At 43.1% G+C, this 22,957-nt stretch carries 21 protein-coding genes and 1 riboswitch; of the genes, 11 read left to right on the top strand and 10 right to left on the bottom strand.

The window, feature by feature from the left end; genetic code table 11:
- Nucleotides 1–100 precede the first annotated feature (100 nt).
- Together K7A41_RS20690 and K7A41_RS20685 are read right to left on the bottom strand one after the other, a co-directional pair.
- Complete coding sequence (locus K7A41_RS20690) at nucleotides 101–2,566, bottom strand: glutaminase family protein (protein WP_265715296.1); 2,466 nt, start codon at nucleotides 2,564–2,566, stop codon at nucleotides 101–103.
- A 260-nt stretch (nucleotides 2,567–2,826) separates the two neighbouring features.
- Nucleotides 2,827–4,269, bottom strand: a complete 1,443-nt coding sequence (locus K7A41_RS20685) for a PLP-dependent aminotransferase family protein (RefSeq protein WP_265715294.1) — start codon at nucleotides 4,267–4,269, stop codon at nucleotides 2,827–2,829.
- 92 nt (nucleotides 4,270–4,361) lie between these two features.
- Between K7A41_RS20685 and K7A41_RS20680 the strand changes: the two genes are divergently transcribed.
- From K7A41_RS20680 to K7A41_RS20670, 3 genes are all read left to right on the top strand, one after another.
- On the top strand, nucleotides 4,362–5,234 hold the full coding sequence (locus tag K7A41_RS20680) for a DMT family transporter (RefSeq protein ID WP_265715293.1): 873 nt from the start codon (nucleotides 4,362–4,364) through the stop codon (nucleotides 5,232–5,234).
- A 219-nt stretch (nucleotides 5,235–5,453) separates the two neighbouring features.
- Entirely contained in the window at nucleotides 5,454–5,993 is a 540-nt protein-coding gene (locus tag K7A41_RS20675) for a GNAT family N-acetyltransferase (RefSeq protein WP_265715292.1), read from the top strand.
- A gap of 126 nt (nucleotides 5,994–6,119) precedes the next feature.
- Nucleotides 6,120–6,446 carry a hypothetical protein gene (locus K7A41_RS20670; RefSeq protein WP_265715291.1) on the top strand — a complete coding sequence of 109 codons (327 nt, stop codon included), beginning with the start codon at nucleotides 6,120–6,122 and terminating at the stop codon, nucleotides 6,444–6,446.
- Nucleotides 6,447–6,546: 100 nt separating this feature from the next.
- On the opposite strand, the gene K7A41_RS20665 is transcribed toward K7A41_RS20670, so the two are convergent.
- Nucleotides 6,547–7,158, bottom strand: a complete 612-nt coding sequence (locus K7A41_RS20665; RefSeq protein WP_265715290.1) for an NAD(P)H-dependent oxidoreductase — start codon at nucleotides 7,156–7,158, stop codon at nucleotides 6,547–6,549.
- Between the two features lie 96 nt (nucleotides 7,159–7,254).
- Here K7A41_RS20665 and K7A41_RS20660 point away from each other — a divergent pair, with 96 nt between their 5' ends.
- Nucleotides 7,255–8,151, top strand: coding sequence for a LysR family transcriptional regulator (locus tag K7A41_RS20660; protein WP_265715289.1), 897 nt, complete (start codon nucleotides 7,255–7,257; stop codon nucleotides 8,149–8,151).
- A gap of 51 nt (nucleotides 8,152–8,202) precedes the next feature.
- Here K7A41_RS20660 and K7A41_RS20655 read toward each other — a convergent pair whose 3' ends face one another.
- Nucleotides 8,203–9,033: a hypothetical protein gene (locus K7A41_RS20655; RefSeq protein WP_265715288.1), complete on the bottom strand. Its 831-nt coding sequence runs from the start codon at nucleotides 9,031–9,033 to the stop codon at nucleotides 8,203–8,205.
- A gap of 275 nt (nucleotides 9,034–9,308) precedes the next feature.
- Here K7A41_RS20655 and K7A41_RS20650 point away from each other — a divergent pair, with 275 nt between their 5' ends.
- Genes K7A41_RS20650 through K7A41_RS20640 form a run of 3 tightly spaced genes read left to right on the top strand, consistent with a single transcriptional unit; the run spans nucleotide 9,309 to nucleotide 11,015 of the window.
- Nucleotides 9,309–10,094, top strand: a complete 786-nt coding sequence (locus K7A41_RS20650; protein ID WP_265715287.1) for a class I SAM-dependent methyltransferase — start codon at nucleotides 9,309–9,311, stop codon at nucleotides 10,092–10,094.
- A 25-nt stretch (nucleotides 10,095–10,119) separates the two neighbouring features.
- On the top strand, nucleotides 10,120–10,482 hold the full coding sequence (locus K7A41_RS20645) for a DUF4180 domain-containing protein (RefSeq protein ID WP_028070080.1): 363 nt from the start codon (nucleotides 10,120–10,122) through the stop codon (nucleotides 10,480–10,482).
- 47 nt (nucleotides 10,483–10,529) lie between these two features.
- Entirely contained in the window at nucleotides 10,530–11,015 is a 486-nt protein-coding gene (locus K7A41_RS20640; protein ID WP_265715286.1) for a GNAT family N-acetyltransferase, read from the top strand.
- Between the two features lie 38 nt (nucleotides 11,016–11,053).
- Here the strand turns inward: K7A41_RS20640 and K7A41_RS20635 are convergent, their stop codons facing one another.
- Nucleotides 11,054–12,163, bottom strand: a complete 1,110-nt coding sequence (locus K7A41_RS20635; RefSeq protein ID WP_265715285.1) for a serine hydrolase domain-containing protein — start codon at nucleotides 12,161–12,163, stop codon at nucleotides 11,054–11,056.
- A 217-nt stretch (nucleotides 12,164–12,380) separates the two neighbouring features.
- On the opposite strand from K7A41_RS20635, the gene K7A41_RS20630 reads away from it, so the two are divergent.
- Nucleotides 12,381–13,130 (top strand): hypothetical protein, encoded by a 750-nt coding sequence (locus K7A41_RS20630; RefSeq protein WP_265715284.1) that lies wholly within the window; start codon nucleotides 12,381–12,383, stop codon nucleotides 13,128–13,130.
- Between the two features lie 47 nt (nucleotides 13,131–13,177).
- Here K7A41_RS20630 and K7A41_RS20625 read toward each other — a convergent pair whose 3' ends face one another.
- A complete protein-coding gene (locus tag K7A41_RS20625; protein ID WP_265715283.1) occupies nucleotides 13,178–13,741 on the bottom strand; it encodes a Crp/Fnr family transcriptional regulator in 564 nt (187 codons plus the stop codon).
- Between the two features lie 75 nt (nucleotides 13,742–13,816).
- On the opposite strand from K7A41_RS20625, the gene K7A41_RS20620 reads away from it, so the two are divergent.
- Nucleotides 13,817–14,509 carry an HAD family hydrolase gene (locus K7A41_RS20620; RefSeq protein WP_265715282.1) on the top strand — a complete coding sequence of 231 codons (693 nt, stop codon included), beginning with the start codon at nucleotides 13,817–13,819 and terminating at the stop codon, nucleotides 14,507–14,509.
- A 63-nt stretch (nucleotides 14,510–14,572) separates the two neighbouring features.
- On the opposite strand, the gene K7A41_RS20615 is transcribed toward K7A41_RS20620, so the two are convergent.
- Entirely contained in the window at nucleotides 14,573–15,097 is a 525-nt protein-coding gene (locus K7A41_RS20615; protein ID WP_028070075.1) for a hypothetical protein, read from the bottom strand.
- Between the two features lie 197 nt (nucleotides 15,098–15,294).
- Between K7A41_RS20615 and K7A41_RS20610 the strand changes: the two genes are divergently transcribed.
- On the top strand, nucleotides 15,295–16,587 hold the full coding sequence (locus K7A41_RS20610; RefSeq protein WP_265715280.1) for a serine hydrolase domain-containing protein: 1,293 nt from the start codon (nucleotides 15,295–15,297) through the stop codon (nucleotides 16,585–16,587).
- 132 nt (nucleotides 16,588–16,719) lie between these two features.
- Here K7A41_RS20610 and K7A41_RS20605 read toward each other — a convergent pair whose 3' ends face one another.
- Nucleotides 16,720–17,484, bottom strand: a complete 765-nt coding sequence (locus K7A41_RS20605; RefSeq protein ID WP_265715278.1) for a DUF3050 domain-containing protein — start codon at nucleotides 17,482–17,484, stop codon at nucleotides 16,720–16,722.
- Between the two features lie 179 nt (nucleotides 17,485–17,663).
- A riboswitch (SAM-I-IV-variant riboswitch) is annotated at nucleotides 17,664–17,758 on the top strand.
- Nucleotides 17,759–17,822: 64 nt separating this feature from the next.
- Here K7A41_RS20605 and K7A41_RS20600 point away from each other — a divergent pair.
- Entirely contained in the window at nucleotides 17,823–18,086 is a 264-nt protein-coding gene (locus K7A41_RS20600) for a 5-oxoprolinase (RefSeq protein ID WP_028070072.1), read from the top strand.
- A gap of 96 nt (nucleotides 18,087–18,182) precedes the next feature.
- On the opposite strand, the gene K7A41_RS20595 is transcribed toward K7A41_RS20600, so the two are convergent.
- Together K7A41_RS20595 and K7A41_RS20590 are read right to left on the bottom strand one after the other, a co-directional pair.
- On the bottom strand, nucleotides 18,183–19,700 hold the full coding sequence (locus K7A41_RS20595; RefSeq protein ID WP_265715276.1) for a RagB/SusD family nutrient uptake outer membrane protein: 1,518 nt from the start codon (nucleotides 19,698–19,700) through the stop codon (nucleotides 18,183–18,185).
- Between the two features lie 5 nt (nucleotides 19,701–19,705).
- Complete coding sequence (locus K7A41_RS20590) at nucleotides 19,706–22,903, bottom strand: SusC/RagA family TonB-linked outer membrane protein (protein ID WP_265715275.1); 3,198 nt, start codon at nucleotides 22,901–22,903, stop codon at nucleotides 19,706–19,708.
- Between the last annotated feature and the right edge of the window lie 54 nt (nucleotides 22,904–22,957).

Raw genomic sequence — 22,957 nt, 5'->3', positions numbered from 1 at the left:
TGACTACACGCCGTGAGATGACCGTAAACAGCTGTCTAACACTGAAATAAACGCTTTTTATGGGATCAGAGCCAAATATACTGTACCGGCTTCTCTATGATTATTTCTTCGTTAATCTATCCAGGAGAATTTTCATATAGAATCCACCGACCACACTACGTGCTTTGAAATTCTCTCGTACACCTGTATTCGCATCATAAAAATCATTCAGCGGAACGCGTGATGTTGTTTGAAGCGCATGCTTATATACAGGCTGCACCAAAGCTTCAAATTCCGCCCGTGTAGGTGCAAATGTCGCCGTCCACAGAATCCAGTCATTTTTTGTATAGGCTTTCCGGCTATCTAAGGGAATACCAAATTTATTTTGCTTAGTGAGATAGTATTTGATCTCTTTATTATATACTTCTTGCGGGAACAGGTTAAGACCTAAAACTTTGTCCCATATCAAATTATATTTTTGGCTCCAAGTATTTTTGTCATCGAAAGTCAACGCATAATGGTCGCCAGCGTCGGCCATCTCCATCCACTTTGGCACCATCTGCTCGGCAATAGCGCGGTATTTTTTTGCAGTTTCCAGTTCGCCGATAGCATCCGCCATTTGCGCGTAGCATGCAATGCCGACGATAGCCTTGACCGATAAATTCGCATTGCGCGCAAGGTGACCGGCAAAGTCATCGGTGCACAATTGTGTTTTGGGATCAAAGCCCTCTTTTACGAGGTAATCGACCCAGTCAGTAAGTGTTTTCCAGTGTTTTCGTGCATAACTGCCATCGCGTTGAACCTTTGTAATCGCCGCGGTCAAAATAATCATATTCCCAGATTCCTCAACAGGCATCGGCTCACCATAGGTCTGTCCATTGGCCTTTGGATACGTTCCCAGATCATGTGCCGCCCAAGGATGAGGGTATTTACCGCTTTCACTAAAGTAGAAAATACCATTCAACATCCCTTTTAGCAGTTCAGGGTTATAGATAAGATAAAGCGGTGCCGAAGGATAGGTCACGTCAACAGTATTGATAAAACCTCCACTATTATTCTCTTTAGAAAGCCAAAGCAATTCGTTTTCGGGGCTCTTTACCAAAGTATGCGCTGCTATACTCTGACGATAAGCCAATGTCGTCAGATGTGCATAGCCTTCACCTCCAGATTTTACCGCGCCAGCATATACGGCCCTGTCAAAAGCGATACATTTATCCATAACCCTTTGGTAATCTGTAGCCGCCGCCGCAAGCTGGTTTTCGAACGTCTCCGTCCCCGAATTATTCCACCAGGGCCTTAAATTGTTGTTGAAATATTGAATAGCAAAGACCTCATCGTACCCCAGCTCAACAAAGCGCTCTACCTCTTTTTTTCCCACTGTCCCGAAGGGTATTATCGTATTTAATGCCAATGATGTTCCTTTCAGCTTTGCTACAGCAGCTCCATCTTTCCTAAAAAGATCAATTGCCTCAGCGCCAGAACTTACAAACTGACGTACAGCATCCTTTTTAGGCGACGCCACGTAAAAATACCCCCAGTCTATTCGCATGTCATCGGCTCCCTTCTGCAATACAGGCTGTTCGGTTGTCCCAGCCTTTAGAATTGACATGTCTGCGGTTTCATATTTTTCGGCGAGCACCTCCTGCGACGGTTTATACACGGCAATATTGGTTGAGGCACTGAGAAAAACTTTGACAGCGTGTTGCTTTCCATCGTTTGATTTTACTTGATAACTGATATAGGATACTGGCCTCGACAGGAGCTTTAGATCATCCAGCAAGAGTGGGGAAATAAAACTTAACTTCAGGTCGATCTTGCCCGCCTGAAAATTATAAATAGTCCGTGTTGCCGTAATCTCCACATCTTTCTGTACTGCCAGCTCTACTTTAGGACCGCTCTCCTTCAGCCTGTCCACCAGGCCGAAATCCAGATAACGCCCGCCTGCAGTATTGCGTAAATAGATCGCTAGCTGATTTTCTCCAGCGTTCAGATCGTTTTTATCAATAGGTAAATACTCAAAAGAGTTTGTCCAACCCGTCTTCTGATAGATTTTTTTCCCGTTCAGAAACACCTCGACGTTGTCATCGTGGTTTAGTTTCAGGAAAAGTTCGTTGATACGTTGTGGATCGTCTACCTGAAATGTGCGCCGCACCCAAATGGCATCCGATTTCCAAAGCGTCTTTACCTGCTTTTCATCATCTCCGATTGGTGCAGTTCCAGATTTCCATCCATCTGCCTGATAGGAAGCCGAAAGCCAATTGCCGTCGGGCTTTACTTCAGTATATTGCACAGTATAGGATTGTTCTTCTGCGGTCGGCAGGATACTCTTATAATTCGGTTCTTCCTGCCCCAAAAAGCGATAGAGATGCCCGTCAACACTGATCAGTCCTAATAAGGAATGATCGGCGTCGGTCCAATGCCTGGTAGTCGATGCATTGAGCTGGTCGGTCATTGACCAGATGCTAAAATTTGGATTGTGTGTAATTAATGGATAGGCAGGGGCTTTTCTCTCCTGCGCACGTACAGTAAAAAAACTTACTAAACAAGCGAGTATAAAGCACATGTTCAGTTTTCCGAGTTTGTTCATCTTATAAGGTTTGTAAAAGGGTTTTAATTCCATTTATGAGTATCTGACCACACTGTCATCTCCCATGCCTAGCCTATCGAAACATCTATGTAGGAGGAGAGCCGTAATGTAATCACAAATTACGTTGTAAATAACTATATCTGGATTGCCGCATTGTATCATTTTACAGCCAATTTATATCATATTATTTTTCCGCCTCGTCTACCCTCGCAGCTCAGTCCCATTAACTTGCATGACCTCACCATTTTGTGAGACCATTTCTAGACAGATAAGCTTTTATTGTGTGCATCCAACAATACCTTTGCTAGCACTCCAAGCTGTTCAAGCTGAAACCGCAGATGTTCTGTCCATGGAAGCCCCATACATAGCCGCATACAATTTTGATATTGATTTTGCAAGGTAAACATCCTCCCCGGAGCAATACTTATTTTCTTCCTCAGCGCGTAATAATACAGTTTTGCAGTATCTATACCTTTTGGAAATTCGATCCAGAGCGCAAGTCCGCCTTGAGGTCTGCTTATCCGGGTTCCCTCCGGAAAATATGTCGCAATCACATCCGCAAAACGTTGATAATTCTCCAAGAGCGTTCTGCGAAGACTATTCAGGTGATGATCGTATCTGCCAGTCATTAAAAAATTGCCCACAGCTTCATGGATTAACGACGTTGAGGCCAGAGCATGAACTAGCTTTAGCCGGAGAATCTGATCCTTATATTTTCCTGCTGATACCCAGCCGACACGATACCCGGGAGCCAATGTTTTGGATACCGAGCCACACCACAGCACATGACCATCCTTGTCAAATGTCTTACAGCATTTTGGACGCTCCCGGCCAAAATAAATGTCCCCATAAGTGTCGTCTTCGATAAGCGGTACAGCATACCTAGCAAGCAATTTAACTAATGCTTTCTTGTTTTCTTCGGGCATACAATACCCCAGCGGTGTATTGAAATTGGGGACAAGCAGACAGACATCAATATGCAGTAGCAGACCTTCAAGCGCAAGAAGGTCAATACCCAGGACGGGATCGGTAGTCAGCTCAATCACCCGAAGCCTCAAACTAACGACTAGTTGCAGGATACCCGGGTAACAGGGGCTCTCCAGGGCAATCGTATCGCCGGGTTTCGTCAAAGCCATCAGACACAGCGATAGTGCGTGCATACAGCCATTTGTTGTAATCACCTCGTCTGCAGTCAATGTGCCACCCCACGTACGTGAACGAGCAGCAATCATCCGCCGCAGTTTCAAGTTGCCTTGTAAAGGCTCATAAGCAGCCCCTCCGCCATCCAATATTCTCGTTGCTAAAGCAATCTCTTTTTTGAGTTTGGCTACAGGCAATAATTCCGCAGCCGGAACTCCAATAGAGAATAAAGTCAGGTCTTTATCCCCCATTGTAGCATACACATGATCAATCAATTCATGTGGTTCAACGCCCTCCTCTGTCAGCAAGGCCTTGTTGACTTCAGGCAGCTGCAACTTTCGCACTTGCAATGCGCTTACAAAATAGCCGGACTGCGGTTTTACATAAATGAGGGAGTGAGCCTCCAATGCCAAGAAAACTCGCTTGGCTGTATTCAGACTAATGCCATGTTGCCTGCTCAACATACGCACAGACGGTAAACGCTCGTGGGGTTTTAAAACACCATTTCTGATTTTATCCGCTATATTTTGAGCTAATGCACTGTATATAAAAACCTTCTCCATCTTATAAAGATAACTGTATCCATTCAATAAGCAAAAACTGTAACTGTATCCAACCATAAATATTACGAAGATTTGTACATAAAGATCAAGCAATGAGCAACAATAGCAACTTAAGACTATCCAATGGCTGGCTGAATGGATTAATCGGCGTCATGATATTTAGCGGTTCATTACCTGCCACACGAATAGCCGTTTTGGATCTAGATCCGCTTTTCGTTACTGTAGCCCGCGCCTCCATCGCTGGAGTGTTGGCGCTGATTGTGTTATTGATCACAAAGGAAAAATTTCCCGACAAAACACAGCTGCTGTCTCTCGGCATCGTTTCACTTGGAGTAGTCATCGGCTTTCCATTGTTGAGTGCATTGGCATTATTGTATGTGACCTCGGCACATTCCATTGTGTTTGTGGGTATCCTTCCGCTTTCCACAGCAATTTTTGGCATTTTTCGTGGAGGAGAGCGGCCTCGCCCTATATTCTGGGTCTTTTCGATACTGGGGAGCTCTTTGGTTGTGAGTTACGCACTGATGCAAGGTGTATCTTCTTCAATCGGAGATCTCCTGATGTTGCTGGCCATTATACTTTGCGGACTAGGCTATGCGGAAGGTGGTAAGCTTTCGAAAACGCTAGGTGGCTGGCAGGTTATTTCCTGGGCACTGATCTTATCTTTACCCATTGCTATTCCCCTGAGTTTTCTCTATTATCCTACCTCTGTAGCCCAAGTTAGCATTGGGGCCTGGACAGGCCTGGCTTATGTTTCGTTCTTCAGCATGTTTATTGGATTTGTCTTTTGGTATAAAGGCTTAGCACAGGGCGGAATCGCATCTGTAGGGCAGCTGCAGCTTCTGCAGCCATTTTTTGGTATGTCCCTGGCAGCCGGCATTTTGCATGAAGAAGTCGGTATAGGTATGCTATTTGTAACCCTCGGTGTGATCGGTTGTGTTGGCGGAGCAAAAAAATTTGCTTAACGCAATTGGACAGCATGCCCTAGCAACCAACTTGCCAAAGCTATACTTCAATATATGGCAGACAGAACTTAGCCAGCGCTTTTTGCATCAAATACACTGGACTGTTAACTTTATTAAAGCTGGACCAGCGATCACCTTTTTTTTAATCTTAGATTTGGATCTACGTGGTTGATAAGATGAAGTGGTATAGATAGACCATGAGAAAACAGTATACAGTCAATGAACAAGAATACACATAAAATAACAATCGTAAAGGCATCGTTCAAGGATGTCGCCCGATTACAGGCTATAGGTAAAAAGACCTTTGTTGAAACCTTTTCGGAAGTTAATACCGTGGATAATATGGAACGATACCTAAACGAAGGATTTTCCAAAGAAAAATTATTGTTGGAGATGAACACGGACGGTTCAGTATTCTATTTTGCGCAACATCAAAATCAGATTGTTGGGTATCTTAAAATCAATACTGGCCATGCGCAAACAGAATTGCAACATGAACATACACTCGAGATTGAACGAATCTATGTGCTGCAGGAATTCCAGGGCTTGAAGATAGGCCAGCTTTTACTTGAAAAAGCAATAGAAATTGCGCACCAAATGAAAGCCCAGTCAATATGGCTCGGCGTCTGGGAAGAAAATCACCGGGCCATTCGCTTCTATGAAAAGAACGGCTTTGTAGCCTTCGATAAGCATATTTTTAGACTAGGAGATGATGAACAAACAGATATTATGATGAAAAAAAATGTGGGTACCAACTAATTTTATTTCGGGCGCCAGCCTACCTCCGGCCACGGTTATAAAATGAAGGCAGATTTTAATGGAGAATCACGGATACGGCCGTCGAATAGACAAAAAATCGTAAATTTAGTCCCAAAAGGCGCATTGATGAAAAATATACGACAGTGCTTTCCAAAACTGGGAACTGCAGGCATAGCCATGCTGCTTCTTTTGTCCTGCTCCGTCAAAAGAAACGACAAGAATCTGATATGGTACGAAAACCAAGTGATCGAACAGATTGTACCAGAGCAGGATTCAACTTACCGTATGCAGATCGGCATAATGGCCGCCTCCTTCTGGTTCGATCAAAAAGATAAACGGACCACAACCGGGCAAATGGACCTCTTGCAAAAAAGCTACCATCAAAAGACCAGACTCCATTTAGGGGTGGAAAAAGAAACACATAAAATTATTATGGTAACACGGGCTGAGTAGAATACAACCCAGTCTCCTACCGCTTGCCACAACCATATTGTTCTATTGTTCAATACTAAAACCACCTTGTCCCCGTGTGCAGGCTCCGGCGTTATAATGCTCATAATAGTTGATTTTCAAGTTCAAACGCTGCTTCCAGATACTGCTTATAATCCCTTTCGTAAAGCGTCACACGTTCTTGCGTCGCTCCTTTCTCCATGTCATGAAAATGAAAACTACCTATATGCTCCAATCCAGCAAATTGATTCATTTTGTGAAAGCCAAATAAGATCCCTTCATCCACCGGGCGTTGATCAAAAAACTCACCTTCTAGCGTAAAAGCTGTATCTGGAGCATTCCAACTTGTTGTCACAAAGTATTTTTTACCGTGCATTAGACCACCCCGACCGTAATTTATAGCTGGATTTTTACGCGAACGCCCGTCATTTTTATAGATGCCATTGTTATGTCCCGCCGTAAACACCTCGTCGATATAAAGCTTCAAACGATTAGGCACCTGAAACCACCAAACGGGAAAGTGATAAACAATGATGTCTGCCCATTTAAAATTTTCCACTTCAAGCATCGGATCAAATGTATCATTGACGTTAGTCACCCGTGTTTCAAAACCATAGTTCAACAAAGTTTGTACCGTCCAATTTGTGATGGTAGCATTGAAAGTACCACCTGAGTGGGCGAATTCCTGTCCGCCATTGATAATAAATATGTTCATTCTATTATTTTTATTATTGATACTACAAATTTCTATCATATTTTTAAATCATAAAAATAATTTAAATTGTATATTTGTATAATTAAAATTATAGTCATGAAATGGAATTTAGAATGGTTGCGGACGTTCAAATCAATTTATGAAACTGGCACACTGTCAGCTGCGGCACAGGAGCTGTTTATATCGCAGCCAGGCGTAAGCCTTCACCTGAATTCGTTGGAAGCGTTTACAGGCCATAAACTCTTTGATCGCTCTGCGAGAAAAATGGTACCAACGGAGAAGGGTAAAATATTATATAATTATGTAATTGACCCGCTGAAAAAGCTGGAAACGGGCGAGCAGCATTTCCACAAACGTGCTTTGGATGAGCGTATCACGGTCAGTGTTGGCATGTGTTTCGAAACTTTTCAATATACGCTTGAAGAGCATATCGCGCAGTTACCATTTAACCTAATTATCAAGTTTGGCGAATATCCCCAAATGCAGCAGGATTTGGATAATGGTTTATTAGACCTGATCATAACACCGCAAAAAGGCAACCAGCAAAACTTACAGTACCGCCCATTTTCCAAGGAACGGATTGTGCTGATCGCGGGCAATGAAACCGATACCGCTGAATTAGAAGGTTTATTAGGAAGTGGCGCTATCAAAAGCGCGGCGCAGCTTCTGAAAAAACAACTTTGGTATAGTACGGCAGCGGATATGGACCACTTAAAGAATTTTTGGTCAACTCATTTTGGTGAACATCCGGACTTCAGTCCCAATTACATTGTTCCGAATATCAGCTCCATTATACGCTGTTTGAGCAATAATAAGGGATTTTCCATTGTACCCGATTTCTTATGTGCTGAGGCCATCGCGACGGGGAAAATTAAACTGGTCTGGGAGGGTATCTCGCCTGTGGAAAACATTCTATATTTTGGTACGAGGAAGAAAACCATGTATCAGGAGGAAATTAAACAACTGGAAACCCTCTTACAGGAAAAGTGGTAATCTCCCTGTACTCTATGTGATCACATCTTCACGCCTTCGGTCAATAATATACTACTCAGTTTGTTTATCATCAACCGCAGCTGCTGCTGCCGTCAATGCCACTACACCGCCTAGAAGCAAAGCATTTTGGCCTTTCTTTTCTTTAAAAACCATGACATCCCCCCTCTTTTCATGTACCTCTGGAATACTATTAAGGGACACTGTCCCAGTTTGCATCAATTGCTGCGCATAAAACCGGTGGTCAAGAGCCGAAGCCAGTGGGTGCTCACCAGACAGTACCGAAAACATCAGATAGCTTCGCAAATTATACGGAGATTCGTTGGGCGTAAACCGGACAAATTTTACCGCATAACTTTCACCGTCAAGATCATACATATGTACCTTTTCCTTTTTTGCAGACTTTGTGATCTCCTTGATATCGTTTCGGAGATCAAAGTAGCTGCCCTCCACATAAGCGTGTGGTGGAATAAGAACAATATCTTTTGGTACGTCTATAGTACCGTTAAAATATCCACGGATCCAATCCTCCTGGTATATATTGGAACTTCTATCTCCTACGCTCGATACGGTACCATCAACTTTTCCCGACACTGAAATATTGTCCCCAGCATAGCTAAATGCCTTGCCATTAACGATTAGCGCGGAGCTCTTTAGGTTCCACAAAAGTGGCTGGTCGAGCTTATTCGCTATTTTCAGATACACTTTCCCATCTTTGCCGGCAAACGAATAATCAACTTGTAAAGTGTCATTACTAAAAGAAAAATGACCGTTGTCTTCATTTTTTTTTACATTTTCACCATTAATGGTCATCAAATAACTGGAAGAACAAGCTGATAACAGAAGTGCGCAACAGATTGGGGCAAAGATTTTGGTTATTCTCATCGTAATAGCAATTTTATAAAATTAGGTTTCAGTAAACATCAATACTTATCCCTACTAATATAATTTTTTTTAATCACAAATAAAATATTCCGCTTTTAATTCTTGATATCGCGTTGAAACCTACCTCAAAAAAATTCTCATATCTGCATTCCTGACAAACACCTGTTTGCACCGAAAACTCGTCACTTTGAATATTAAGCGATTAAAAAGCCTAGTATATCAAAAGCTTACTTTACATAAAAAAGTCTATATTTATAACAGACTAAATCAGTCCCATGAAAGAAAAATTTATTGATAGAAAAGATCAGCAGGCGAATAAAATATTTGAGAGACGGACACTGGTCCGTGATTATCGCACCATTCTGCCCCTGTTGAAGCCTGGGTTGACTGTATTGGATGTTGGCTGCGGCACAGGAACACTTTCCAATGAGGTTGCTTCTCGTATTGCCCCTGGTCCTGTGATCGGTTTGGATAACACGGAGGCTTTTATCGCTGATGGCAGTCGGCAATATGGTGGAACAAACAATCTTACGCTGATTTGCGATGATATATTCAACTACCAGCCACCCCATCAATTTGATCTGATAATGACCGCACGTACTATGCAGTGGTTAAGGGATATTCCAAAGGCGATACGGCAGTTTAAATCATGGTTAAAGCCCCATGGCCAGCTTTCTATCCTTGACTACAATCATACGGAGATCGAATGGGATCCAGAACCGCCGGCAAGCATGCTCGAATTTTATCAGACTTTTCTTCGATGGCGTGAAGATGCCGGTATGAATAACCGTGTCGCCGATGAAATTGCACCGCTGTTGTACCAACAAGGTTTTACAGCAGTGGAAATAATCAACGCTGATCAGACTTACACCCGCGGAGAGGAGCATTTCGAAACCAATCTGGGTATCTGGATCAAAGTCGCACAATCGAAACAAATGGTAACAGAAGGATATATTTCAGATGAGCTCCGTTTAAAAGCAATCGATGAATATGCTGCCTGGATTCAAACCGATGCTATATCTATGACGCTAAAAATGAATGATGTACAATCAAAATTATAAATCAATTTCAAAATCCCACCCAGCTATGAAAATCGATATTCTAAAACTCAACGACGAACATATCGCTGAAGTAAGCGGTGACGGTATACTTTTAAAAGATCTTGAAGACGGTCTACAGATTATGGCGGATTGCGGTGGAGTTCAGGCTTACAAAGCAATACTCTATCAGGAAAATATCTCTCCAGATTTCTTTGAGCTCAAAACCCGGCTGGCAGGCGATATCCTTCAAAAATACACGCTATATGATTTTGATATTGCGATTGTCGGCGACTTTGAACGCTACAATAGCAAAAGCTTGAATGACTTTATTTTTGAAAGCAACAAACGTAAAAAGATCAACTTTGTTGCTACACGGGACGAAGCGATCAGGAAGCTGACACGTTCATAAGAACTGTCGCTTAAAACTTGGCGTTAGGAACATATTTTACTACTTATATGGAATTAGCATTTGAAAAATACACCCCTCCAGACTTCCACATGTTTAGAGAGTTAGTGAAGGACGATGAAATCATGCGATATATTTCAGGTAAGGGCCTGACCTCGAAGCAGGCAGAAGATAAATTTAATGCCATTCTTGAAATCAATGCAACCCCACACTTAGGCTATTTTAAGGTCATCAGCCTAGATAGGCAACTTTTTTTGGGAGACTGCAAATTAGTGTCTTACAAAAAAGACCCTAGTGTCTTCGAAATTGGCTATCTGCTTCAGAAAAGATTCTGGGGGCAAGGTATTGGCACCAAAATCTGCGAATCTATGCTTGCTAGGGCTAGCCGCATTAATGCTCAAAAAGATATTGTAGGTATCATAGATCCGGATAACGCAGCCTCTAGAGCATTGTTGGTTAAATTTGGATTTGAATCATTTTTCCTCGGTGTAGAAGATGACGTTCCGACAGAAAAGCTGATCTTAAAACGAACATAGCCGCAAAATACTTAACTTTCCTCTTGAAAAGAAAAAGGTCAGTGTTCTCCTTCTTGGTTTGCGTACACAGCATTAAGCCATCCAAATAAGGTTTGATTGTTTCCCATTGCCTCAAATGGCTTTTCGATTTTGAGGACGTCCAGCAGCGAATCAAATGCATCTGCAATCAATAGATCATCGCGATTGCTAAATAAGGTGACAACAAGCCTCTTTTGTTGGTCTATATACACGATGTTATGAAAACCAGTAGATTCCCCCGAATGAAAGAAAATCTTATTAGTCCCCGCAGGAGCTACAAACCAGCCCATACCGTAGGCGATGCCATCCCTTACCACCATGCTTCCGTGACAGAGCAAATCTTTCCAATGAAGATCCTGAAAACGTTTTTGAAGCAAATAATTAGCCCACTGGTGATAGGCCGAACTAGAAAAATAAACTCCCCCATCTCCTTGGGTTGCACTCGTTACACTTTGATCTGCAAAACCAAAGCTTTTCCCCGTTTGGTGATAGCCAAAGGCGCGCTCAGGAATGTCAACATCTTCGCTATACACTGTGCCGCCGTGTATACCTATACGATCAAAGAGCTGATCTTTGACAAACTGAGCAAAAGACATTTTTGATACCTGCTCTACAATTAAAGCCAACAGACAATATCCCGTATTACTATACCGAAACTGGCTACCGGCGGGGAAATAACCATGATTTGCTTGCTTAACATATTCCAGCACATCCGCGTCCGACACCTGGGCGGTACGCGCCTCTGGTATCAATTCTTCATAATCTATTATACCTGAACTATGCTGCAGCAGTTGTCCGACAGTGATATGTTGCAGAGCCACCGGAAGGTCCCTAAAAAAGAGGGACAAAGGGTCTGTTGGCTTAAGTCTTCCTTGTTCGAATAGATTATATATAGCCTGTGCTGTTACCTGTTTACTGACAGATGCCATACGAAAATGGGTATTTTGCGTAATTTTTTGTTTAGTTTTCATATCCGCCACCCCTGTTTCGTAATGATACTTCATCAGACCAGCTTGACTAATTTGGACAGCAATCCCCGGAGCGCTGCTGTCAGAATAGAATTTCTGCAATGTTTTGTCCAGGGCAGACTGATCTATTTCCTGTCCCAGCACGGACTTTGTTACAATCATAAACAACAAACTCAGTTTTAAGTATATCCCGATACACCCTTTATTCATATCCATCTTTGTATTTATAAGATAATAGTAGAATGCTGGTAATTTAATTAATTTTCTTCCAATATTCCAAGACAACTTTGGACCATAGTTGCCAGCTTCGCCAAAGTTTTCATTAATTCTTTTTACTTTTGTCCTCCCCTGTATGGGGCTTCAGAAAAATCACAAAACTATGTTATTCATTTACAGTATTTACGACTTTGTACTAGCCGAAAAAAAGATTACAACAACGTTAAAACAGGAAAACGAGAGCCGAAACTTTACCTTGCAGATCATTACTCCGGCCCGAAAATTTATCGGAATGCCATTTGGCGGTGGGATGGTCAAAATATCAAGATTGTACGATGAGCATGGCAAACTGATCCATGCCCGCAGGTATTCTGATGAACTAAAGGCCGAAATCAAATCCTTTAAAAAAGAGCATGCGATCCCTTACTTTCAGCTTTGGAAGGGCTTCCTTCTTGTATTTGCCGGCATTTTAATTTGGGCTGCCATTTACGGAGTAAAGAATAAAATGGCCAATCAGCAGCGTAAGCAGGAAACCGTAAGACTATTTGAACAGCTGCAGCATCTGAGCGCGGGCCAACTGTATGCGGCAACATTTTTCACAAACAGCAATGCTGAAGGTATCGATGGCGTTCCTGCTGGGTGGATAAAGATCAATAAAATAGCCGGGGACACATTATTTGTCCAACGATCCAAAAAATTAGATACAGAACATGCTCTATTTGACATGGCACATATGGCATCCATCAAACCGCAAGCTGTCAGTGACTGGAACGAAAAAATAGAGAAAATAGATTTAAAGCTACTGCGGGATCAGTTGCAGGAAGCCAATAAGAAAAGCGTAGATCTAATCTATATCGGCGCAGACCACGATAAATATAGCGGCGTCATCTGTACGGTTAAAGGCAGTGAATAAAATCTCATCTGTTGCCTGCAGTGCGATGCAGGCAACAGATTACACCATTAGTGCACTTTGTTTAACTCCCGATTTAAGCTTCGTACAGAAATACCCAAATATGCAGCCATATCCTCTTTGGAGATCGTGATTCGCAACTGGGATTGCATCTGCAATAAACGGCTTAAACTGTGTGCCAAGGTATATAACTGCTGGTAGGATGCGCGGCTAGAAGTTTGAACAATACGTTGTGCCATCACTTCGAGCAATTTATTGCTCAGCACAATGTCCTGATTCAGCAAGGATCGGAAATAGGGCAGGGAAAACGCATAAACAGTTACTTCGGTCATCGCTTGAACACTGCATAAACATGAAATGTTCCGTATACACTCAATCTCTCCTACAATCTCTCCTGTCGAAAGAAACTCCACGATATAGACCTTGTCATTAGCCTCCGTAAAATAACATTTGGCAATCCCCCTACTGATGACCATAACTTTCGTGGACGGCTCATCTTGATGGAATAAATGCTGCCCTTTGCGGTAATGCCGAACGACGATAGCGTCCTTCCGCTCCTGCTGGTCGTAAAGTTGCTTAGCGCGATCTAAAAATGACTGATTTGTTCTTAACATAGCCCGTGGGACAAATGTCCTTTTTCCGCGAACCTCCTTTTCTGAAATTCGCATGATAAAAATACAAAAGTAAAAATGAAAAATACGATTACAACTATCGCATTCGATGCAGACGATACCTTATGGGCTAACGAATCCTATTTTCAGGAAGCAGAAAGACAATTTTGCAGGCTTTTAGAAAACTACCTACCACAGCATACGGTCTCACAGGAACTTTTCGCTACCGAAATGAAAAACCTGTGCCTGTATGGTTATGGCATCAAGGGTTTTATATTATGTATGATAGAGACTGCCAGTCGAATTTCAGAGCATACGATTTCCATTCCAATTGTTAATCAAATTATTGCCATCGGACATGACTTATTGCAGAAACCCATTGAGCTACTTCCGGGTGTCACTGAAACGCTTGAACAGTTAAAGGATCATTATAGACTGGTTGTTGCTACTAAAGGCGACCTACTGGATCAAGAACGGAAGTTAAAAAAATCGGGATTGGAAGATTATTTTCATCATATCGAAATCATGAGTGATAAAAACGAAAAAGACTATTATAAATTACTCAAACATCTGGACTGTCCGCCCGATCAGTTTATGATGCTCGGCAATTCCCTTCGATCAGACATCCTTCCAGTACTCCAAATCGGTGGTTTTGGCGTTCACATCCCTTACCACATTACCTGGGCTCATGAACAGCATGAACTGAATATAAAAAACGAACGCTTTATTGCCCTTCGACGTATCGATGAAGTTTTGCCTTATCTGAAGTAAGGAGCTATTGGTAGCATAAGCTAGTGTCCTATACGCAAAACGCCGGCTTATGCTATCAGGATTCTAGTAGGTTATATTTTCGTTCATTTCGTATTTCATTCCCGGATAGTTGAGAATCCGCCGCATCAGCGCCATCTGGCCACAAAGATAGTCCTGCCGTCCTATGCACATACCAATAAAGTTGAGCTTATTCTCTTCAACAAAAGGGATGTTCATATCGATTTTGAAAATTGCGGCCAGTTCCGCATCATCCACCTCGAGTAAGCGGCGATAAACTTTGGGTGAAATGGCATAAAAGCTATCCTTCAATTCTTTTAAACTGGGGTACTGAAACTGTTCGTCCAAGGTTTTACCCATAAAAAATAAGTCGTGATAGGGATCTTCTTCCTGAAGCCCCAGGACATATGCAATCCCATAACGTACATTGACAAAATTACCGGCCATCCACACGATGTGGTTGGTCTGTCCGTTAATACGTTGGCGTGCATGCTCTTCCGAAATACCGTCCAGCACATTGATAAAACTTTGACTGTGCATCCGGTATGCAGGAATAATGACTTCTAGCTTTGTTGATGTTGGTTTATCCATGGTTCATAGCATTAAAGACGCGATGCGTCTGATTCTTTTCAAAATTAGCTGATTTAACGCATGCTGTACTTGTCGTATGGCAAGAAAAGACGCACTTTATTATAAGTAAATAAAACAATACATGGGCTTTTCTTCTTATAAATATAAATAAGTGTTTCACATAATTTATTTATAACGTATTGCCAATTTAGATAATTATGAAAAAAGCCATCTTATTCATTCTGCCGCTCCTGATACAAATAAGCTGGGCACAAGAATTTCCATCCGCTGCAGATTCCGACCCTGTTAAACTCGGCTGGATGCAGGGATTTCCACCGTCGCAGGATCGCATCATTTCGGCTTTGGACGGCACATTTTTTAAGTTTCCGGCGTTACGCTATAGTGTATGCCATATGCGCCAGTTCTTCCCCACCAAAGTCGTTGCTTCTGCCAGGGCTGACCGCTATACCTTTTCGAAGACGGAGGACCCGGCCATAGATAACATCATTTTCCAACCCCTTGGAGAAGCAGAAACAATCAATTGGGCAGCCTCACTGCAAAAAAATTATACGGATGGTATTATTATCTTACATCGGGGGCGTATTATTTATGAAAAATATTTCGGTGCATTGACCCAGCGTGGCGTACATGCCGCGATGTCCGTCAGTAAAACTTTGACAGGCACACTAGCAGCCCAGCTCGTTGCGGAGGGTCTTCTGGATGAAAACAAGTATTGTCGGGATTACCTGCCCGAACTCGAACATTCAGCTTTTGCTGATGCGACTATACGTCAGGTACTGGATATGACCACAGGCTTAGACTTCAGCGAGGACTATGCTGACCCCAAAGCTGAAATATGGGCCTTCTCTAAAGCAGGCGATCCATTCCAGCTCCAAAGATCTCCTCACGAGCCCGCAAACTATTTCGATTATCTGAAAACAGTTAGAAAAAAAGGCCTGCATGGTGAGGCATTTGGATATAAAACAGTCAATACTGATGTGATGGGCTGGATGATATCCCGCATATTAAATAAACCCCTGTCTGAAATCCTATCCGAAAAAGTTTGGCAACCTATGGGGGCCAATGTGGATGGATATTATCAAATCGATGCGGCAGGTATATGTTTCGCAGGTGGCGGTTTTAATGCGAATTTGCGTGATATGGCCATGTTTGGCGAGATGATACGCAATGGAGGTTATTTTAACGGAAAACAGATTCTCGCAAAGAAAGTAGTCGAATCTATCCGTTCGGGCGGAAGTCAGGCCGCTTTTGAAAAGGCAGGCTATACCAATCTGAAGCATTGGAGTTATAAAAACATGTGGTGGGTGAGCCACAACAGGGATGGTGCGTTCTGCGCGCGCGGCGTCCATGGACAGACGATCTACATCGATCCGAAAGCGGAAATGGTCATCGTTCGATTCGCTTCCCATCCCATAGCGTCCAATTCGGCTAATGATAAGTATTCTCTGCCCGCTTATCAGGCCGTAGCCGATTATCTATTGAAAAAGTGAAATGTTCTCCTACGTTCGGAGGTAAATTTACAGCGGCTTTTTGCCCAGTCATCACGTGGGTCTGTCGCGACAACGTCAGTATATTATAAACAGTTTCTTTACACAGGCGGTTAAATGATAGAAGATTCCCAATTATAAGGAATCTTCTATGGCGTTCCAGAGCTCAATCCGTTTTTGGAGCGCCGCTTTACTTACCAGTTTCATTTCGTGCCAGATCTGATCATTGTCTTTACCGAGGTCAGTGATCATCTGCATCGCCAGCGGGCCATGTTCATCTCCGTCCAGATCAATGTGGCGTTGAAAATAGTAGATAAAGTGATCCAGATCTGATTCAGGGAAGTTGCCTTTTAGTTTTTGCAAAATCGAGGTGAACATCCCCGGAATAAGATCTTCCCTGCCAAAAGTAAAGGCAGCGGCAATTTTGTGAACCTGTCCTTCTTCGATCACTTCAAAGGTAAAATTAAGAAAGTCTTTAATGCGCTTGTCCAAAGTTGTCTGCGCGATAGCCTCAAAAATATTTTTGGACTGCTTTGCATTGACGATGAACTTATTGATCAGGTGCAGATCAGCGCCCATTTTACTCATGGCATCCAGATACATCTCAAAATGACTTAAACGGCGGCCATCGATATATTCGTCAGATTCTTCAGCCAATACAATTTCATTAATCAAATAACGCGTCGACGGATGCTCGCTTGCAAACCAGGGTAACGTTGTACATGTCAATTTTATCTGCAAGGCTTTTAGCAACGACATAAAATCCCATACCGCATAGACGTGCCCCTCTGTAAAAGCACAAAGCCTCTTGACCGTTGTGATCTTTGTATATAAAGGGTGCTGCAATAATACTTCGCGTTCAGCCGCAATGTATTGGTTAATTTCCGCAATTCTATTCATGCCGCAAAAGTATCGTCTTATCATTGCTTTTTAAAGTATTTTCGGTGAGATTACAGTAACATGATAAAGCTGACTTAAAACCTATTGTCAACCAAACGGTCAATGAAATGAGAATATAAAGCATAAATTTAAAAAAATACTGTATTAATTTTTTTAAACCAAAAAAATCTACTAATTTTATAGAGTATTCAGAATTGCATTAGGCAATACCAACCGAGTGCAGACACCGCGGTGGTAAATTAATACGGGTTTTCGACCAAAATAAACGTTTGATGACGCTTATTTCCCCACAAATCTGGATACAGTTTATGGTTTAATCTTTTAAATTTTTAGATTGTATGGCTACAACAGCAAACCTTTATCAGCATTTACTTGAAAAGTTCAGTTATTATTCCCTGGACGAACTCATACAGCTCAACAATGATGTGGTTGTGGGGCAAGGTTGGGGTTCATCTAAAGCTGCCTTTCGGACTGCTTTACTCAGTACATTTTCCAAACGGGGTTTGGACCTTTCTAATATTGTCACCAAAGAAGACGGTTTTACGTCAATCAAACATGTTCCTGTACGTCTGGAACAAAATGTGCTGATTCCTTTACAATAATCTTTATCGGCAAAAAAAGCGCGCCCGAAACGACTTCGTGCGCGCTGCTGTGGTTGGTTTAGGAAATTGCCGATTTAAAAGAAGGCAATAATCTTATTATTTATAGTTTGGATTCTGAATTAACACACCTGCGCTTTTCTCAATTTCTGTTTGTGGCAATGGCCAACGGTAAAATTTGTCTTCAAAATGATAGGGCACTTTACTGTCTTTGACTGCATTGAGTACTTCACCCGCTATATGCCAACGAATCAGATCGTAATGCCGCAGTCCTTCGAAAGCAAGTTCTACTCTTCTTTCATGGCGGATACGGTCACGCATTTTTTCCTTGGTATAACCGGCAGGGAACCCAGGCATCTGGACGCGGCTCCTTAGGGTATTCATGGCAGCGTAAACCGATGGATCTGGCCCGGCGATTTCATTTTGTGCTTCGGCATACATCAGCAGCACCTCTCCAAAGCGCAATACAACCGCATCCTGTTGGCTCAATGTTGAAAAGCCAAAGGGTAGGTTGGCCGGATCCAGGAACTTCAGCACCCCATAACCCGTAGGCCGCGGATTGGACGGTGTATGGATCTTACCGCCGCCAAAGTCGGGATGGTCCACAAAAATTGTTTTGCTCAACCGCGGATCCCGATCTTTAAACGAATTGGCCCGGTCCGTCAGCGGAGATTCACCAAAAGGCAGGCCATCTTTGCATTCATAGGTATCCACGAGGTTTTGCAACGGCGAAGCTGCTATCCAATCGCCTAGGTACATGTCCCAAGGGGCTGTATTATTCGGTGCCAGAAAATTGACCGAAAAGATAATCTCGGGATTGTTCTTCTGTGTTGCGTCGCGAAAGACATTTTCAAAAGCCGTACTCAGGGTATACTCTTTCATGACATCGGTGCATAAATCTTTTACCTCTTTCAAAATTGCTAAATCGGGCACCCCTTTGTCACCATAAGCCGCAAACAGTAAAACCCGTGCTTTCAAGGCTTTTGCTGAACTTGAAGTCGCATGTCCCCCATTGTTGAAATAAGGTTTAGCCGCTAAGTTGGCGATCCCGAAATCCAGATCGGCCCGAATCTGTTTCAGAATATTATCCGCACTTTCCTTTGGCTGACGTTGATTCTCCAAACTGAGGGGAGTCAGCACAAGTGGCACTTCACCATAGATACTGTACAATTGGAAATACACAAAAGCACGGATAAAGCGGGCTTCGGCTTCCATATTTTTCTTCTCTGCATCGTCCATATCCGAGCCGTTGTAGCCCTGAAGCTTCTCGATCAGGCGATTGGCACGTCCTATACCTACATAAGCATCGTTATAAATACCGGTTTCGTAGCCCCCGGTGGTCGGATTTAAGTTCCCACCGACGATTTCATTGACGCTACCTGAATTGAACTGATTGTAGCCATTGTCGGTCAGACAATCCCGGAAAGGCATCCCATAAGAAAAGGCTTCACTCTGCAACGAGGCATATACACCGGCCAAGGCATTATCAAAATCCGATTTTTTGCTAAAATAATTGTCCGAAGCAATCTGATCCAAAGGGTTGAGGTCCAAGGCACTGTTACAGGAAGCTAAAAATAGGCCGGATAGCATCAACGCTGTTATAAATTTCTTTTTCATAGCACTTAAAAGTTAACTTGTACACCAAATGAATAAATCTTGTTTTGTGGATACTGTACCAGATCACCATTTCCATAGCGTTCAGGGTCCAAGCCCTTAAATTTGGTCGCAGTAAGGAGATTATCACCCGAAAAATAAACCCGCAAGCGATCAATTTTATATTTTTTTAATAACCCATCAGGTAAAGTATATCCTAACACGAGATTTTTCAACCTGAAGTATGAGGCATCCTGAATAAAATAGCTGGAAGCCCGGCTGAATTTCTCCGGAGCACTCCAACCCCAATAAATACGGGGCATCGTTGTCGAAGGATTTTCAGGAGTCCAACGGTCTAACCAGTCTTTTGTCGGCGGGCTACCTTGTACAAATGGGGTTACGCCCCAGCCCGAAACATAGGATTTGACGCCATATACGCCTTGTAATAGGGCCGAAAAGTCAAAGCCCTTAAAACTAGCACTTAGATTAAAACTATAGTTCAGCTTTGGATCCACACCGGCTATCATTGTTCTGTCGTTGGCATCTATTTTTCCGTCACCATTGACATCCCGATACTTCAGATCGCCGGGCAGTGTATTATCATTAAACTGCTTAGGCGAACCTGCTACTTCTGCTTCTGACTGGAATATGCCAATGACTTCGTAGGTATAAAAGCTGTCCATTGCATAGCCATTTTTTTTGATCGTATAGCCGCCGATTTCAGGTTCTCCAAATTTGACCAGCTTGTTTTTGAAACGATCGAGGTTTGCCCCTAGCTGATAGCGCAAACCTTCCAATGCGCCCGTGGTAAGCTGATTACGATACGTAATTCCTAATTCAATGCCTTTATTTTCAACGATACCGTCATTGATATTTGGGGCGCCCAATCCGACGATTGCCGTGATCTGCGACGGGCGTAGGATATCGGTTGTCCGTTTCTTATACCAGTCGAAAGTAATATCCAAATTTTTGAACAGGCTTAAATCTACCCCGACATCTGTCATGGTCGTTGTTTCCCATTTGATCAGTGGGTTGGTCAGTCTTTGCTGTGCCACCCCCGATTGCAGGCTATTGTTATCAAATGAATAATTACCGGTAAGTCCCAATACAGGCTGGTATGGATAATTTAAGGAATAGCCATTCACATCCACTACATTCTGATTTCCAAGTTGGCCCCAAGATCCACGGATCTTCAAATTATCCAACCAACCGGAAGCGAATTCCTTGACAAACGATTCTTCCGATACACGCCAGCCTGCAGAGAAAGAAGGAAAGGCTGCCCAACGGTTTTTACCGTAAAACTTGGAACTACCGTCGTAACGCATATTGGCTTCCAAGAGGTATTTCCCTTGATAATCATAGTTCAACCGGCCGAAATAAGAGATCAGCGCCCATTGGTTGGCTGTCCCGTTTGCCCGTTGAATATCCGATCCCCCGGCATTTAATTCTGTTAGCGTATCGTCAACAAAATTCTGTCTGAAGCCCTGGAGGTAAGTATACTTACTTTTTTCAATACTATATCCAGCCTGAGCTTTGAGGTGGTGTGCCCCAAACGCACGATCATAGTTCAGGTAGGTAAATAAGTTGGTGTAAATGGTCTGCTGATCCTGATCTGTCAGTCCCTTTCCCAAATCCAATGTTGTTCCGAGCGTGCCCGTATGGTAGTAATATTCATCTAACGTTGATTTATAATCCTTGTACTTGTCCATATTGAAATTATAGGCCCCTTTGGTGTACCAGGAAAGCCCCTTAAACAGCTGTACCTCCATCCAAGCCTGCAAATTGGCCGCATAGTCATCGGTATTGTAGGTGAATTTCCGGTCCAATACCGCCATAGGGTTTTTATTGTTGTACTCCCAGTCGTAAGCTTTGTAAGTATACCGTCCGCTACCATCCGGCAAAAATGGGCCATAAGTTGGTGCCTGCGACATGGCCGACAGGAACAGGTCTTTGGATCCGCCCGGGATAGATTCGGTATGCCCAGTTTTGAGCAAGATATTTGTTCCGAATTTAATACCTTCCGAGATTTTGGTCGTCAGATTGAGGCGGGCGGAATAACGGTCGTAGTTGAAACCTTTGATCATTCCATCCTGATTGACGTAGCCCAAGCCAACATTAAAAGTTGTCTTTTCGTTTCCGCCCTGGATACCGAGGTTATGGGTATAAGTTGGTTTAGTTTGGAAAATAAGTCCCAACCAGTCCGTATTTGGATATTTAACAGGATCATTGCTATTGCGGTAGGCAGCGATCACGTCAGCGGGGTATAGGCCATCGTTGAGATTGGAATTCTTGCGCGCTTCGTTGTACAGTTCCATGTACTGTGCCGAATTGGTGATCAGATCAAACATTTTTGTAGGCTTATAGATACCCACATTACCGTCATACTGAACGGTTGTCTTTCCCGATTTTCCTTGTTTTGTCGTGATCAGAATAACGCCATTGGCTGCACGCGAACCGTAGATTGCTGCGGAGGCGGCATCTTTCAGCACACTGACATTTTCGATATCATTGGGATTGACATCAGAGAATTTGCCCTGCACACCATCAATCAGCACCAGGGGATCCGATCCGGCGCCGCTAAAGGTGCCCTTACCACGAATGCGGATGGATACGCCTTCATTGCCCGGTTCTCCTGACCCTTGATTGATCTGAACACCCGGCACTGCCCCCTGCAGCATGGAAGCTGTATTGACAACGGGCCGTTTGATCATATCTTTGCCACTCACTGTAGCCACGGCACCGGTTAGGTTTACTTTCTTTTGTGTACCGTAACCGACGACAACGACCTCTTCCAAACTCGACGAAGCGTCGTTCAGCTGCACATTCACAGTTCCCTCATTGGCAGCAACAGCCATTTCCCTGGTTTCAAATCCCAGCGAAGAGAACGTCAGTACGACAGTTCCATCTATCAGCCTGAGCTCGAATTGACCCTGCTGATCCGTTTGTGTTTCCAGCGTTGTATTTTTGACCCGTACTGTCACACCAGGTAGCGGGCGCCCTGTATTATCCAGCACTTTTCCTTTTATTGTACGCTGTTGACGTATTACATCCGCGACTGTGGAAGGAACTTTTTCTGTTGGGGCAAAACGACGGTCTGTTTTCCTTATTGATGCAGCGGAGCCCGTGTAGGGTACAGCTATCGAAAGACAGAGTGCCATAATACTGGCCTCAGGACCGAAGGACAGGCCCTTGATCAAAGGCCATTGTCTTGTCTTTTCTGTTTTCATATTTACTTTTTTTGTTTATAAGGTGCTTTTATCTTGAAATTTTTGGCACAAAGT

This window comes from Sphingobacterium sp. InxBP1, assembly GCF_026191775.1.
In the GTDB taxonomy this organism is placed as follows: domain Bacteria; phylum Bacteroidota; class Bacteroidia; order Sphingobacteriales; family Sphingobacteriaceae; genus Sphingobacterium; species Sphingobacterium thalpophilum.
Note: the sequence above shows the minus strand (reverse complement) of the source record. Positions and strands in the feature narration are given on the sequence as shown.